12 protein-coding genes are annotated in these 15811 nt (G+C 33.5%); all 12 read right to left on the bottom strand.

Annotated elements, in window-relative coordinates; all coding sequences use genetic code 11:
- Positions 1 to 142: 142 nt before the first annotated feature.
- The 12 genes from sigG to BN4220_RS14585 all read right to left on the bottom strand — a co-directional run bounded on the left by sigG (position 143) and on the right by BN4220_RS14585 (position 15809).
- Positions 143 to 922, bottom strand: coding sequence for an RNA polymerase sporulation sigma factor SigG (sigG, locus tag BN4220_RS14640; protein WP_066717903.1), 780 nt, complete (start codon positions 920 to 922; stop codon positions 143 to 145).
- Between the two features lie 254 nt (positions 923 to 1176).
- A complete protein-coding gene (sigE, locus tag BN4220_RS14635; protein WP_066717900.1) occupies positions 1177 to 1917 on the bottom strand; it encodes an RNA polymerase sporulation sigma factor SigE in 741 nt (246 codons plus the stop codon).
- Positions 1918 to 1947: 30 nt separating this feature from the next.
- Positions 1948 to 2802, bottom strand: coding sequence for a sigma-E processing peptidase SpoIIGA (locus BN4220_RS14630; RefSeq protein WP_066717897.1), 855 nt, complete (start codon positions 2800 to 2802; stop codon positions 1948 to 1950).
- Between the two features lie 378 nt (positions 2803 to 3180).
- Complete coding sequence (locus tag BN4220_RS14625) at positions 3181 to 4386, bottom strand: acyl-CoA reductase (RefSeq protein WP_066717894.1); 1206 nt, start codon at positions 4384 to 4386, stop codon at positions 3181 to 3183.
- A 39-nt stretch (positions 4387 to 4425) separates the two neighbouring features.
- Entirely contained in the window at positions 4426 to 5532 is a 1107-nt protein-coding gene (locus BN4220_RS14620; RefSeq protein WP_066717892.1) for a LuxE/PaaK family acyltransferase, read from the bottom strand.
- Between the two features lie 98 nt (positions 5533 to 5630).
- Positions 5631 to 6857 carry a cell division protein FtsZ gene (gene ftsZ, locus BN4220_RS14615; RefSeq protein WP_066717889.1) on the bottom strand — a complete coding sequence of 409 codons (1227 nt, stop codon included), beginning with the start codon at positions 6855 to 6857 and terminating at the stop codon, positions 5631 to 5633.
- Between the two features lie 217 nt (positions 6858 to 7074).
- A complete protein-coding gene (locus tag BN4220_RS14610) occupies positions 7075 to 7821 on the bottom strand; it encodes a cell division protein FtsQ/DivIB (protein ID WP_066717887.1) in 747 nt (248 codons plus the stop codon).
- The gene (gene murA, locus BN4220_RS14605; protein WP_066717884.1) at positions 7796 to 9091 is read right to left on the bottom strand and encodes a UDP-N-acetylglucosamine 1-carboxyvinyltransferase; all 1296 of its coding nucleotides are present in this window, start codon (positions 9089 to 9091) and stop codon (positions 7796 to 7798) included. Before murA ends, BN4220_RS14610 begins: the two co-directional genes overlap by 26 nt.
- A 95-nt stretch (positions 9092 to 9186) precedes the next feature.
- Positions 9187 to 10329 (bottom strand): FtsW/RodA/SpoVE family cell cycle protein, encoded by a 1143-nt coding sequence (locus BN4220_RS14600; protein ID WP_347477110.1) that lies wholly within the window; start codon positions 10327 to 10329, stop codon positions 9187 to 9189.
- 25 nt (positions 10330 to 10354) lie between these two features.
- The gene (gene murD, locus BN4220_RS14595) at positions 10355 to 11716 is read right to left on the bottom strand and encodes a UDP-N-acetylmuramoyl-L-alanine--D-glutamate ligase (RefSeq protein ID WP_066717882.1); all 1362 of its coding nucleotides are present in this window, start codon (positions 11714 to 11716) and stop codon (positions 10355 to 10357) included.
- Between the two features lie 61 nt (positions 11717 to 11777).
- Positions 11778 to 13727 carry a penicillin-binding transpeptidase domain-containing protein gene (locus BN4220_RS14590; protein WP_066717880.1) on the bottom strand — a complete coding sequence of 650 codons (1950 nt, stop codon included), beginning with the start codon at positions 13725 to 13727 and terminating at the stop codon, positions 11778 to 11780.
- 108 nt (positions 13728 to 13835) lie between these two features.
- Positions 13836 to 15809 carry a peptidoglycan D,D-transpeptidase FtsI family protein gene (locus tag BN4220_RS14585; RefSeq protein WP_082812326.1) on the bottom strand — a complete coding sequence of 658 codons (1974 nt, stop codon included), beginning with the start codon at positions 15807 to 15809 and terminating at the stop codon, positions 13836 to 13838.
- Between the last annotated feature and the right edge of the window lie 2 nt (positions 15810 to 15811).

Raw genomic sequence — 15811 nt, 5'->3', positions numbered from 1 at the left:
CCTTATTATTTCATATTAAATTAGTTATTCATTGATTCAATTTTTTCTTATAGATACACTTTGTTTCTATAGTTCCTATAATTCTATTATTGATAATATTTAGATTCTAAAAAATTACGAATCGATATATTTTTCAATTTAATTAATGGCTTAAATAGTTCTTCATATTCTTCAATGCGTTTTTCTCTAAACGACTCACCTGGGCTTGGGAAATATGAATTTCATCTGCAACTTCCATCTGAGTCTTTCCTTGGAAAAATCGGAGGTTAATAATATTATTTTCTCTTGGCGATAATCTTGACATCGCTTCTTTTAACGAAATTTCTTCAATCCAGTTATCTTCTTTGTTTTTCTTATCACTTACTTGATCCATTATATATAAAGTATCTCCACCTTCAGAATAAACTGGTTCATAAAGAGATACAGGACTTTGTATTGCATCTAATGCAGCCACGATGTCTTCCTGATTAATGCCAACTTCTGCAGCAATTTCAGAAACAGTTGGTTCCTTATCATTCCTACGTAGAAGTGCTTCTTTTGCATAAATTGCTTTATATGCAGTATCACGAAGTGATCTAGAAACACGTATTGAGTTATTATCTCTTAAGTAACGTCTGATTTCACCGATAATCATTGGAACAGCATAAGTGGAAAATTTAACACCTTGTGTAATGTCAAAATTATCGATTGCTTTCATCAACCCAATGCAACCAATCTGAAATAAATCATCTACGTTTTCATTACTATTAGAAAAACGTTGGATAATACTAAGTACTAGTCTTAAGTTTCCTTTGATATAAAGCTCTCTAGCCTCTTTATCCCCCTGCTTAATTCGAGTAAATAAAGCTTCCTTCTCCTCACCTTTTAATAAAGGCAATTTGGATGTATTAACGCCGCAAATCTCAACTTTATAAAGAGCCATACTGAAACCTCCGAATCATCTTCTTCATTCAAATTCCATCTTTGGAATTTCAATGTCTAGAATTAATGATTTACGTTTTCATCGCTCTTTATACTGAAAAAGTACATGTAATTATTTCCTATTTTTTATCCAGCAGTAAATAAATCATGACATTTCAAAATTCTAAATTTTATACATCCTTAGTACATAAATTAATTAAATTTTTCTGGTCATTTTAATTGTTCAAGGCACATAAAGTCACCTATACTTTTTAATCATTCACATCGTAACATTTCTTTCTTTAAACGCTTAATAATTTTTTTCTCTAACCTTGAAATATACGACTGTGAAATACCTAACATATCCGCTACTTCTTTTTGAGTTCTTTCATTTCCATCTTCGGTATTTAAACCAAAGCGTAGTTGAACAATGATTTTTTCACGATCATTTAATTTAGACAAGGCTCTACTTAGTAATTTTTTATCCACCTCATCTTCTATATTTTTATAAATAACATCTTCTTCTGTTCCTAAAATGTCGGATAATAACAATTCATTACCATCCCAATCAACATTTAACGGTTCATCGATGGAAACTTCTAATTTTGTTTTACTATTTCTTCTTAAATACATCAAAATTTCATTTTCAATACACCTGGAAGCATAGGTTGCAAGTTTAATGTTCTTATCTGGATTAAATGTATTAATCGCCTTAATAAGCCCGATTGTACCAATGGATATTAAATCCTCAACACCTACTCCAGTATTATCAAATTTCTTAGCTATGTAAACAACCAATCTCAAATTATGTTCTACTAATAAGGATTTAGCATTGGTATCTTCATCGGTTCCAAGCCTCCCAATTGCATCTGCCTCTCGTTCTGCATCTAAGGGTGCTGGTAAAACTTCTGCTCCTCCAATATAATGAATCTCTCCACGCTTTCTAAAAAATAAGTCCTTGAAGTTTGGTATCATGCGAAATTGGAACTTATTAGTTATAGATATCTTTAAAAGCATTCGATTCTCCTCCTATTCATTGCATTCATTTTATAAATTGCCTAATAACCTACTATGAAGTAACACTTGATAATCCTTACTATTTTTAAATTCATACTCCGACAATGCCGCAGTAATTTGACTTCTAGTAAAGGAATCTTGCTCATTCTCAATGGTAACCTCATCTATGCGAATTCCTTCTAGAAGTCCGTTTTCTTTACCAATGCACCGATAAGGAACCAACCTAATTTTTTCAGGATGATTCATTTTCACCTCTTCATATATGCTATGAAGTAAAACTCTATCTACTAAAATAACCGGTTTTCCATTTGTAGGATCATACAAAGAATTACCGGTATCCAAAAATCCTATACACGGTATACATTTTTCATCTATTTTAAGTATCACCCTATAATAACATTTTTCATCCTTAGTGTTTTTCTTAGCATTCAAAAGAATGATTGTCATTAGAGGAATTATTATTATAAGTAAAACGATCATCATTGTTCCTGATATGTTCTGATTTAATATAGAGTTAAATACCCTAGATAAAAGATTCATTGACTTTAATGAACTAAGGAAGGATTGTAGCATTCCTCCGAAAATAAATGTTACTATTAAAAAATATAAATAGTTATTCATCATTCCCCTTTTATTCTTCTTCCCAAAAACAATCAAAACCATAATAATTCCTGTGAATCCATAACTAATCATCAGATTTGCTACACTTGGCAAACTTAAAAATACCGTTATGAGGCATGAGATAAAAGCACCAAAAATAGCACCTAATATAATTCTAGCGCATGAAGTTTTCTGTCTTCTTAATAACTTCGTTATGTATAATAGTATTAGATTCATTAAGACATTCCAGAAAAATAGAACGTCAACATATACTTCAAGTTGCAATTCACCTCGCCTCCAATTGATACTTAACATTATAGCCTGTAGGAATGGAATATTTTGTAATACTGTAGTATATAATAAAGATTTTTAATAGTTTTTTTTCAGCATGAACCGATGGAAAGGCTTTAACTTTGACAAGCCATCTAAGAATTCGAGTTTTTAACCGAAAATATGGACATAATAGGGACAAGAATATGCGTATTGCATTCTCATTGTAAATACGCCTAACAAACAATTTAATTATCTAATCAGAAATCCAACTTAACCAATTAATTATGTATATTAAGATTCAAGGAAAACTTTTTAAATTTATTTGTCAAATGAAAAAAGGAGGGTTAATTCTTCCCTCCATACTTTTAATATCTATTTAATTCCTAATATCTATTTAATTTTTACTACCTTCCCATACCTTCGCAGTGGGTATTCTCCGTCATGAGGATCTCCTTGATATTCAGTTGACATATCCCCAGCATTTCGTATACGTGTTACGCCAGCTCGAATCAGCGTAAAACTTAGTTCCTCATATTCTGATTCCTCGCATATAAGACCTACCGTTTGCAGGTACCCACGATTTTCTTTTAATACATCAATAATATCCTTTCTAGGTAAGGCTTTCACCCACACATTACCATAAAGTAAGGAATTTTCTAAACTCGGCTCATACAATCGAATTAAACTAACATTATTTTCTTTATAAAGTTTCATTTTCCTATCATTATGTTCAATCTCATAATTATAAAGTTTTAACGTATTTTGCGCACGAATACCAATATCAAAACCATGATACTTCTTTGCTGTTGATTCTAAGATAGGTAAAAACCGCAAACAAAAATCATCAACTTCTTCTCCTTCTTCACAATCAATATAAATCCCCTGACATGAGCTGCATAGTAATTGCTTCGTCTTAATGATGTGCTCAGCTAAATCAAACATTTGCTCCTCATGCAAGCCTTCCTTCGTAATATAAGCAAAACTCATTTTATGTCCCCACTCTATTAATTTCGTGTTTGCAGGGACAACACTACGATAAAACGTAATAGCCTCATCACTTCCCCATACTACAACACCATCTGCGAGTTCACAAAGACGCTTAAGCTTATTTATTTTATTAGAAGGGATGCTAAACATATATATGTACTCTTTTAATAAAGGCTCCAAACGAATTAGCTCCTTTAATATTAGAACTGATATTGGATCATGATTGGAAGGAAGTTTCAAGATATTAATATTTCCCATTAAAAGTCCTTCAATGACACTAAAGGCAGAGATCCCGTCTAAATTGCCTGCACCAATATGCAGCAATACCCCCAGTGGAAAATATTTTACTTCATCCGGTCCAAGCTCTGTAGCAATCTTATTTCTTAAATAAGCTTCACTTAGCATTTCATAGGCTTCTTTGAGCTTATCCTTTGTAATCATTTCATAAAGGCCCATATTTTTCATAAGGTTATCATAGGTGCCAGTTGCTATTGCTACAGATAATTTATTACATGCTTGTAATACAATTTCCTTATTCAATAAAGGTTGTTTTAGCGTTCTTAATATGTTGTTTTTTAGATCATCATATCTCATATTTCTATTTTCCATACCTCTCAAAATGTTCACAATAGAATGCTACATGTAAGATTATAGTAATTCACTAGCCCCAGCTGCACATGTCTTGATTTCTTTTACTCCTACTCTACCAAGGATCTCAAAATAGGGAGATTTGATACCACAGCCACATTCTTTACCATCACGGAGGATACCAAGGTCATCGGTCATTATACTAACAAGTGGCATACTTTTTGCAAGTGGAGTGATTAAATTAATAAGTCCTACCTTCCCATTCGTAACAGGCTTTAAAGTATCAACATCTCGAATAATAACTCTACTAAATATCGGTACATGAAAATGATTATTTTTACAAGAGCAATATAAGGAAGGATGCTCTACTGCTCCAAAGAATTCTCTACAATTATGTCCTTCTATTCCAAAAACTTCATTTGCCAATTGGTACAACTCTTCCTTTTCCACCTTCTCTTTATAAAAACCTTTCCATCCTCCACCTAACATAAGCATTGAGTCTTTGGGTAACTGATACGAAAGCCCCTCGCTCTTTAACCACTGTAGAAGGAATAATGTATAAGAAGGAAATCCAACAATTCTCACTGGATAATTCATTTTCACATAACGATCCAATGCCTTTTTAATCCCTTTAAAATCAACTTCATAACCACCATTCCTATATTTAATTGCATATTTACGGTTCATTGGAGGTGCAAATAAGGTTGACACAAATTGTGTTTTTGTAATTACCGTTTGATTACTTTTATGTGGCTCATATCCTAAAACGATATAATTTGTTCTTTTTTTTGATAATAATTTGTGATATTTACTCATCCTCATAGCCATAATACCTGCATATAATAAGCTATTTAAATCAAATCCAATCTTACTTCTTTTTCCAGTGGTTCCAGAAGACGTTGCCTTTACTAGCATCTTATAATCTTTCATGGAAGCAATTTTATGTTTTTTAAAATAAATCGTTGGTAGAAATGGTATTTTGTATAAGTCTTGATAAGTCGCCAAATCACCAACTCTAAAATTCTTTTTCTTAAGTATCGCCTGGTATTTCTTATTGTGTTTTCTATGATAAGTAATATTTTCTTTCACTGCATTTAAAAACAATTGATTTGTTCCTTGATAATCATAAATGTCCTTATAAAAATATAATTTCCTTCGATAATTCATATCTATCCCCTAATAAATGCTTATTTTATATATGCAAAAAAGATTGAGCTCATCTGAACTAAATCATAATGTTCTCAATCTTTGTATGCAAAATTATATTATTTATTTCTATTCTTTTGTAAGAACTCAGGTATCTTAATTCCACCAGTTTCTTGATTACTTGCTCCGCTTCCATAAGTTGGCATGGAGAAGTTTGAAGGTTGTGGCTTTGTAAAGCCCTGAGTAACATTCGTATTTACACTTGGCTTTGGTTGTATGGTCTGTGAATTACTTGCTGGATTGTTGTATGTAGGTAAAGTTCCAGAACCAAGGCCAATTTTACCAGTTGTATTTCCTTTTAGGAAATCAGCTGTTTTTACAACATTTTGAGATGATCCATCCTCAAGACCTGTAGCAATAACTGTTATGATTGCTTGATCAGGTGTAGTCTCATCGTACATAGCACCGAAAATAATATTTGCAGAATCTCCTGCAAGCTCTTGTACAAATGTAGCTGCTTCATTCGCTTCAATTAAGCTGATATCACCTGAAATATTAATGATAACATGACTTGCACCTTGAATTGTTGTTTCAAGTAATGGACTTGTAATCGCTTGTTTTACAGCCTCTGTACATTTATCATCACCAGTACCAAAACCAATTCCGATATGTGCAACTCCCTTGTCCTTCATTACTGTCTGAACATCTGCGAAGTCTAGGTTAATTAAACCAGGAACATTAATTAAATCCGTGATACCTTGTACACCTTGTTGAAGAACTTCATCTGCTTTTCTTAAAGCATCTGGCATTGTAGTTCTACGATCAACAATTTCAAGTAATTTATCATTAGGGATTACAATTAATGTATCAACGTTTTCTTTTAATTTTTCAATTCCATTGATTGCATTATTCATTCTTTGCTTTGCTTCAAACTTAAAAGGCTTTGTAACGATTCCAACAGTTAGAATACCCATGCTTTTTGCAATGTTAGCAACTACAGGTGCTGCACCAGTTCCAGTACCGCCGCCCATTCCACATGTGACAAATACCATATCAGAACCTTTAATGATTTCTGTCAGCTCTTCACGACTTTCTTCAGCAGCTTTTTCTCCAATATCAGGTCTCGCTCCTGCTCCTAGACCTTTCGTTAATTTTTCTCCAATTTGTACCACCTGTGGCGCTTTACAATTCTTTAAATGTTGCTTGTCCGTATTCACACAAACAAAATCAACACCTAATATATTCTCCTCAATCATGCGGTTTACCGCATTATTCCCTGCTCCACCAACTCCAACTACAAGAATTTTAGCAGCAGAATCTGATTCATTCATTCTTATCTCAAGCAAGGTACTTCCTCCTTTTTATTACAATGGCTACTCTAAGCCCATTTGTTATTTCCTTCTAAACGCATATTATACCCCTCTTATAAAGTACAACATATAGTGCATTTTTACAAATTAATTTATTATTCTATACTATATAATATAATCTATTATAGAAATAATCAAGTGTAATTTACATTTTTTATAGATTTTTGTTCAATTAATGCTATTTCTAATTGCCCTATTTTAAAGGTTTTGCTGGTACCGTTGTATTATCTTTCGAATAATTTCTCAAATCAAATGTATATTTTTTTGTTCCTGCAAAATTAACCATAGATGCTAGAGCTGCAAGTTGTTCATCATACACTTCTCTATTCCCTAATAATACAATATTTCCATCACATTCTAACGTTACTTCATAACTAGAATTAAACTGAATTGTTTGTACTGGTAACTCATGTGATAGTATCAATTTTGTTAAATTCAAAATGGTATTAAATAAAGTACTCTTTTGTACCTCTAGTGGTTTGTGTAACATGACCTGGTTATATTTTAAACCAAGAATCAGTGGGACAGTCTCAATTCTTTCATTGGAACTTTCAACAATGATACCATCCTTGTCAAAATACATATAACCACCCATGACCTCAACACAACCAATCACAAGCTTTTCATATACCTTTATCTTAATTGTGTGTTTATCAACCATTTCAAAATCCATTTTCTGAATAAAGGGGATTTCTTTTCCTTTAGTTAATTTTTGTCTTAGATAAAATAACAATGTTATATTGTCAGTTGGTTTATCAAAAAGCATTTGCTTTATTTCTTCTTCTGTATAATGGCTTGAGCCCTCAACCACAACATTTTTTAGTCTACCATTTAAAATTAGGATAAGACAAATAAAGACTACCAAAAGACATACTATTGCTACTTTTGTTAGGAAATTCATGGGACGTTTTTTATCAATCCTTTGTATGGGCCTTACCATGTCCTATCAATTCCTCCTTAGAAAACGTTTTAATTTGGGCGCCTAATTGTCTTAGATCCTTGCATATATCTTCGTAGCCACGGTATATATAATCCGTGTTCTCAACAATTGTACTACCCATCGCTGTTAATCCTGCAATAACCAAAGCAGCACCACCGCGTAATTCTTTTGCAGTAATATTTGCACCTGTTAATTTTTCAACACCGGTTATTATAGCACGATTTTCATAGACAGTTATTTTTGCCCCTAGCTTTTTTAATTCATCAATAATTAAAAATCTTGCTTCGAAAATATTTTCTATTAGTGTACTTTCTCCATCTGCTGTGCATAACATAGCCATAAATTGAGATTGCATATCCGTTGGAAATGCTGGGAATGGTTTTGTTTCAATCTGCAATGGTTTTAAACGCTCAGTACGTTCAATGTAGCAATGATCTTCCACTAGCCTTAACTTTAATCCTGCTTTTTTAAGCTCGAATAAAACAGCAGCTAGCTCATTTTCTTTTACTCCATGTAGTAAAACTTTACCACCCGTTGATGCAACAAGTGTTAAATAGGTTCCTGCAACGATACGATCTTTTGGAACATGATAGCTTGTATCGTTTAATTGCTTTACTCCTATAACTTTAATCCTACTAGTTCCAATTCCTTCAATTTTTGCTCCAGCAGATACTAAAAAATCACACAATGCAACAATTTCTGGTTCCATTGCAGCACCGTGAATCACAGTTGTTCCAGATGCTAGTACAGCAGCTAATATAATATTTTCAGTAGCTCCAACACTTGGAAAGTTCAAGTAAATTTCATTACCTTTTAATTCACTAGTTTCACAAATAAGTTTTTCATCTTCACTAAATTTTTCTTCGACTCCCATTTCTTTTAATGCTTTTAAATGTAAATCGATTGGCCTCTTTCCAATGGAACAGCCTCCAGGATATGCAACAACTGCTCGATTATTTCTTCCTAATAGCGCTCCTAAGAACAATATAGATGCTCTTGTTTTTTTCGCAATCTCTTCTGAAATTTCTTCTTGCGCTAGCGTTGTTGCATCCACAACTAATGAATTTTCATTCCACGTTATATTACAACCAAGTGCCTGTAGCACTTCTGTCATATGAAAAACATCAGAGATTTTAGGGCATCCGGTAAGTACGCTTATGCCTTTATTAAGTATCGTTGCCGCAAGTATCGGTAATACTGCATTTTTCGACCCCTGTATCTCTAATTCTCCATATAACGGTTTACCACCCGTAAGTTCTATGGAAGACATATATGCACCTCAAAATAGGAATATAGTATTATACTATGCCATCCGTTAGAAATCGTGCCTAATCAGGTACCTTCATGCCTTTCTAACGAATTTTATTATCTTTCGTGTTGAATCTGGTTTGAAACACTAAGAACAATTCCCATTTCGATTAAAAGTACCATAAGAGAACTACCTCCATAACTAATAAATGGTAGTGGAATACCAGTGGATGGTATGGAATTTGTTACTACTGCTATATTAATTAATACTTGAACTGCAATATGTGCTAAAACACCAGTTGCAATTAATCCACCATACAAATCAGGAGCATTAATGGCAATGACAAATAATCTCCAAATAACTAATAAAAATAATATAATTACTGCAATTGCTCCAAACATTCCTAGCTCTTCACAAATTACAGAAAATATCATATCGTTATGCGCCTCAGGAATAAATCCAAGTTTTTGCATACTATTTCCTAAGCCTTTACCAAAAAGTCCTCCAGATGCAATTGCATATAAACCTTGTAGGATTTGATAACCATATGGATGATTTTCAACATCTCGCCAAACATCGATACGCTGACTTCGGTAAGAAACTCCAAAAACCAAAATCGCACCTAATACTGCAAAGATTCCTCCAGACACGAAAAAATAAGCCTTTTTTCTACTAGCTACAAAACAAATAGCAACCATGATAGAGAGAATAATTAAAGCTGTACTAAAGTTTTCTGCAACTACTAATGCTAACAAAGGGCCTACAAATACAACAACCCTCATAAATCCAATAAAATTATCAAGTCTCTTTGGAGCAAGCTGAACAACATATGCAGCAAAAAGCACAACACATACTTTAGTAAGTTCTGATGGTTGGAATGTAATACCGGCTACATTAATCCAACGCTGCGAACCCTGTGTTACATCACCAACTACAAGTACAATTGCTTGTAATGCCAAACAGATAAAGTATAACAAAATTACTGGTCTCATTTTTATGATTGGTAGTTTACTTATGTAGAAATGATAGTCTATTTTAGAAATAACTATCATTAAAGGAATTCCTGCAATAACGAACATTCCTTGCTTTCTTAAGAATAAGGAGGGATCATCGTAGTACTTCGCAGCATTATAAGAGCTTGTGCTATAGATCATTACCAAGCCGAAGCACACCAAAAATATGATTAAGAAAAGTAAGCTGTAATCATAATATTTACGCCCTTTTCTTCTTTTCCCTTGTTCCATCTCTTCTCTGGTCAAATGCTTCACCTCTTCTTACATATAATTAATCTTTAAGAGCATGCACATACTCTTTGAACATATTTCCGCGTTCTTCGTAGTTTTTAAACATGCCCCAACTTGCACAACAAGGTGATAATAAAACCGATTCCCCTGCATTTGCATGTATTGCACAAAATTCAACCGCTTCTTTCATACTTTCCACCATGATAATATCATGGAATCCTAATTTTCTCGCTGTATTTGCTATCTTTTCTTTTGTTTGACCCATGAGCACTAAATACTTTACTTTTCCATCAAATGCGCGTATCCATTCATCATATTCTGAATCTTTGTCATATCCGCCACCAATTAATAATGTCTTTGTTCTCATAGCTTTAACTGCTTGAATAGAAGCATCAGGATTTGTTCCCTTAGAATCGTTATAGTATTGCACACCTTGTTTGGTTGCTACATACTCAATTCTATGTTCTACACCCTTAAATTCTACCAACGCTTTATAAATGAAAGACATAGGTATTCCCATTGCAATGGACATACCTACAGCTGCCATTACATTTTCATAATTATGTCTGCCAAATATCTTTAAATCGTGAATATTGCAAACTGTGGTTTCAGAATTATCATTCTTATAAATAATATTATCGTTTAATAAATAAATTCCTTTTTCAAGCTTTCTTTGACTGGAAAACCACAAAATATTTGCTTTTGCTAACTCACCTATTTTACGTAATTCTTTATCTTCATAATTTAATACACAAGTTTCATTTTCACCTTGATTCATCATTATGTTTGCTTTTGCATTGATATAAGCTTCCATCGTATGATGACGGTCTAAATGATCTGGAGTTATATTAAGTATTGCACTTACATTCGGTACAAAATTATGAATGGTTTCTAATTGGAAACTACTCATTTCTGCTACTGTTACACTATCCTTTGTGGTCTTTTTAACCATACTCGTATACGGTATGCCAATGTTACCGACTACAAAAACATCCTCAAAATATGTTTTCATAATCTCTCCCACAAGTGTAGTAGTCGTTGTCTTACCATTGGTACCTGTAATTGCAACTATTTTCCCTTTTGAAAATTGATATCCTAATTCAATTTCTCCCCAGATTGGAACTCCATTTTCACGCAATTCATTTATGTAGTCTAGGTCTGTTGGTACTCCAGGACTTAAAACTACTAATTCAATTGTCTTCATTACTTCTTTCGGTAATTCACCTAATATAATCTGTCCGTTAAATTCTTTTGGTAGCTTTTCTCTTAATGCTGCCTCTCCTTGGCCTTCTTTGGAATCGTATAAGATGATATTTGCTCTCTCGCTGATCAATAAATTCACAGCTGAAATCCCACTGATTCCTGTGCCGACTACCAAGATGTTTACACCTTCTAATTCCATACTAACCTCCATGGCCTATAACTTTTTATAGGTTCCAATTTTACATCTTTCTAATTATAGGTCATTCCAAATATAAAATCAAGCTACTGTTATTCTCAATTACCTCACCTGCTAGCGGAAATTGCTCTTTTACTACAGTTCCTTCACCTAGGTAATATATACCATCAAAAGGATATAATTTTACTTGTTTTATAACTTCTGACTTTTCTAAGTTTGTAAAATCTGGAACTTCAAATGTTCCGATATTATTATCTTTTATCTCTTTTTCCGTATAAACTGGCTCTATACCTAAATAAGGTAAAATATTATCAAAGACTTCTGCAATTACTGGCGCTGCAATTGTTCCACCATAGTAAATTCCAACTGGCTCATCAATCAATACAATCGCCATAACTTGAGGATCATCCGCTGGTGCAAATCCAATAAAAGATGAGATATATTTCCCAGAACGTCTAGGTAATTTTTCCGATGTAGCAGTCTTACCACCAATACGAAATCCTGGAAGATATGCTCTCTTACCTGTACCATCGGAAACAACTGCCTCTAATAAAGATTTCATAGTCTCTGAAGTGGCTTTTGACACTACATTAGGAGTAGTTTCATAATTTAATGTCTTAATCGTAGTTCCTTCTGCATTGTTAATTTTCACTCCGAAATGTGGAGTAACTAAGGTTCCGCCATTAACGACAGCACTAGCTGAAACTAGAAGCTGAAGTGGTGTGATTTGAAAGGATTGCCCAAATGTCATTGTTGCAAGCTCTACAGCACCCACATTCTCTAACTTATGCTTTATAGAATTTGCTTCTCCAGGTAAATCAACTCCTGTTCTTTTAGATAAGCCAAGTTTATCAAAATAGGAATAGAACTTTGTAGCTCCAACTCTAGCTCCTATTTCCATAAATACTGGGTTACATGAGTTTTTAATACCATCAATGAAATTTTCACTTCCATGACCGCCCGCTTTATGACACCTGATTTTTCTATCCTCTACAATTTTATATCCTGGACAATAAAAAGTATCATTTAAGGAAACAACACCTTCTTCAAAAGCTGCTGTCGCAGTTATTATTTTAAAGGTAGAACCAGGTTCGTAAGTATCACTGATTGCAGGATTTCTCCACATATTATTTAAAAGATCATTTTTTTCTTTATCCGTAAGTGTGATACCCTCATATTTTTGTGTTAGATACGAATTTAATTGATAAGGCTGATTTAAATCAAATTCTGGTACACTGGCAATCGCATAAAGTTCACCATTTTGTGGATTCATAACAATGATAGTAGCACTATTCGCTCCTTTTGCCTCCATTACCTTGGTTGCTGCTTGTTCAGCATACATCTGAATATTAACATCAAGACTCGTATAAAGGCTATTTCCAGGGATCGGTTCTATTCTATTCTCTGCAGCATTCTCAATTTCAATTCCATGAGCAGTTGCTAAAGTTAAAATTGTTCCATTGACACCCTGAAGATAAGAATCGTACTCCACTTCAAGGCCAATAATACCCTGATTATCACTTCCAGTGAATCCTAATACCTTAGAGGCAAGACTTCCATATGGATAAAATCTCTTATAATCTTCATCTACCATAACGCCTTCCAAAGATAAATTTCGTATATAATCCGCAGTTTCTTTATCTACGTTAGATTTAATACGTTCAATGGAGGAATATTTCTCGACTCTCTTTCTTACGGTTTCCTCACTAAGATTTAACGCTTCTGAAAGTGCAGATATGACTCCTTCTGGATCTTTAATTTGATTGTGAATAACAGAAATGGTTGATACCGGTTTATTCGTCGCTATCACTGTACCATTTCTATCATATATAGTTCCACGCTCTGCCTTTATACTTCGTTCTCTTTCGTGCAGTTCTTGTGCTCTTACCGCGTATTCATCCGATGCAATTACCATTAGGTAAAATAATCTTCCTACTAAATAAATTGCAACAATAGCGATGACAGTAACTACTATCATTAAATTTTTACGATTATACGATTTATATCGAAACATAGTTTTTCCTTTTAAGGTAAGCTTTGTTTCATTTTATTATTAAATGTGCAAGGTTATGATTGCTTTTCACAAAGTGTTCATAAATTCCGACAACATTTAAGTACTACCCTAGTTTGCTTCATCTGAAAGAGCATCTGGATTTTCTTCATCTTGAGTAGGATCATAGATAAAATCTTCTAAACTTGAACTTTCATCCTCACCATCTGCTTGATTGGTACCAGACTGGTTATTAGGATCTACCGATTGATCTTTATTTACTGGTAAATCAACTTTATAATCAATTTCTCCATCTGGATAGATGCCTAAGAAAGGTAGTACGTCACTTAAGATTTCACTTGTTAATTGAGTAGCAACGGAACTTGATGCTTTTTTCTCTTCATCATGAACCTCATCAATAACCGTATAGATAACTACTTCTGGATTATCTGCTGGCACACCACCAATAAAGGAAACAATATATTTTTTCGCACTTCTTGGTAGTTTTTGCGCTGTTCCTGTTTTTCCACCAACTTTGTATCCTTCCACCTGTGCAGCCTTTGCTGTACCTTGATCAACCGTAAGAAACATTGCTTCTTTAATAAATTCAGAGGTAGAAGTAGAAACTGTTTCTGATACCAATTGATTATCATAGGATTCAATGGTTGCACCACTTGCATCTCTAACTTCTTTTACAACATGAGGCTTATAATAGTAACCACCATTTACTAGTGAACTATAAGCAGCCACCATTTGTGGCATAGTTACAGTAAAACCTTGTCCAAAACTATTCGTAGCAAGTTCTGTAACATTTAATTGATTAAGGCTATATAAAGTTCCTTCTGCTTCTGCTGGTAAGTCAATTCCTGTTTTCTTACCTAAACCAAAATGTTCCTGATAATAATGGAAGATTTCTCTACCTTCTAAATCTCCAATTTCCATAAGTGCAGGGTTACATGATTTCATTAATGCTTGCGCTAAAGTAACGTAACCATGACCACTCTTATTATTACAATGGATTGTCCAACCACCAACAACCTTATGTCCTGTACAAAGAAACGTTGATTCTGGTGTTACTAAATCTTCTTCTAATCCCGCAGCTACCGTAAAAGGTTTTGCTGTAGAACCTGGTTCATAAGAGTCACTAACTGCAAAGTTTCTCCACATTTTATAAAGGGCATCTAACTTTTCTTCTTCTGTCATCGCCTTTACTTCAGCATCTGTATAATATTTTGACAAATCATATGGATCATTTAAATCATAACCTTCGTTTGAAGCCATTGCGATAATCCCACCAGTGTTAGGATCCATTAATATAACAGCAATGTTCTCACTACCTATTTCATCTTGGAATTTCTTAATATGTTCTTCAACAAGTCGTTGTACATTAACATTAATTGTTGTTACTAAGGTATTCCCATCTTTTGCTTCTTTTACAGTTCTCTTTAGATTAAGTTCGGAATCAAAATATCCGTAAGTACGTCCATTTACACCATTTAATGTGGAGTTATAATACTGTTCAATTCCCCCTGTACCAACGTTTTCTGTATTAGAAAAACCAATGACATGAGAGGCTAAGCTTCCATATGGATAATTACGAACATATTCTTCTTCAAACCAAATTCCCTTTATATTTTTATCCTTTTTTGATAATGCTTCAAAAGCAGAAACCAACTCATAATCTTGTCCCTTTAAAATCTTTTCATAAGAGCTTGTTTCCTTTTTCTCGCTAATTAATGTTTTAAGTGTTTCTATATCAACACCAAACACTTCATTTAATGCCTTTAAAGTTGGGTCAATATAATCTTCATCCATTGAAATAATCTTAGGATCAAGAATTACATTATATACTTTATCGCTGGAAGCTAAAATAGTTCCATTGGAGTCAACGATACTTCCACGTTTAAAAGGTTTCGTTGAACTTACATAGCTTTGCTGGGAAAGTACTCGTTTTTCATAACGAGCACCATCTTTATGATTTAGATATATCAATCTACCGATTAAAGTCACCATAAGTGCTAATAAAACACAAAAAACAAGCAATAACTTTGCTTGCATTCGTGAGGTGAATTTTTTAATTTTCTTTTTCTTAGGTTGTCTGCTCATAA

Source organism: Clostridium sp. Marseille-P299 (genome assembly GCF_900078195.1).
Lineage (GTDB): Bacteria > Bacillota > Clostridia > Lachnospirales > Lachnospiraceae > Lachnoclostridium.
The sequence above is the reverse complement of the archived record's forward strand: the minus strand, read 5'-3'. Positions and strand labels throughout refer to the sequence as shown.

Excerpts from the sequence above, each read along its gene's own strand:
- sigG (WP_066717903.1), bottom strand. The coding sequence starts at position 922 with ATGGCTCTTTATAAAGTTGAGATTTGCGGCGTTAATACATCCAAATTG.
- sigE (WP_066717900.1), bottom strand. The coding sequence starts at position 1,917 with ATGCTTTTAAAGATATCTATAACTAATAAGTTCCAATTTCGCATGATA.
- BN4220_RS14625 (WP_066717894.1), bottom strand. The coding sequence starts at position 4,386 with ATGGAAAATAGAAATATGAGATATGATGATCTAAAAAACAACATATTA.
- BN4220_RS14620 (WP_066717892.1), bottom strand. The coding sequence starts at position 5,532 with ATGAATTATCGAAGGAAATTATATTTTTATAAGGACATTTATGATTAT.
- BN4220_RS14610 (WP_066717887.1), bottom strand. The coding sequence starts at position 7,821 with ATGGTAAGGCCCATACAAAGGATTGATAAAAAACGTCCCATGAATTTC.
- murA (WP_066717884.1), bottom strand. The coding sequence starts at position 9,091 with ATGTCTTCCATAGAACTTACGGGTGGTAAACCGTTATATGGAGAATTA.
- murD (WP_066717882.1), bottom strand. The coding sequence starts at position 11,716 with ATGGAATTAGAAGGTGTAAACATCTTGGTAGTCGGCACAGGAATCAGT.
- BN4220_RS14590 (WP_066717880.1), bottom strand. The coding sequence starts at position 13,727 with ATGTTTCGATATAAATCGTATAATCGTAAAAATTTAATGATAGTAGTT.
- BN4220_RS14585 (WP_082812326.1), bottom strand. The coding sequence starts at position 15,809 with ATGAGCAGACAACCTAAGAAAAAGAAAATTAAAAAATTCACCTCACGA.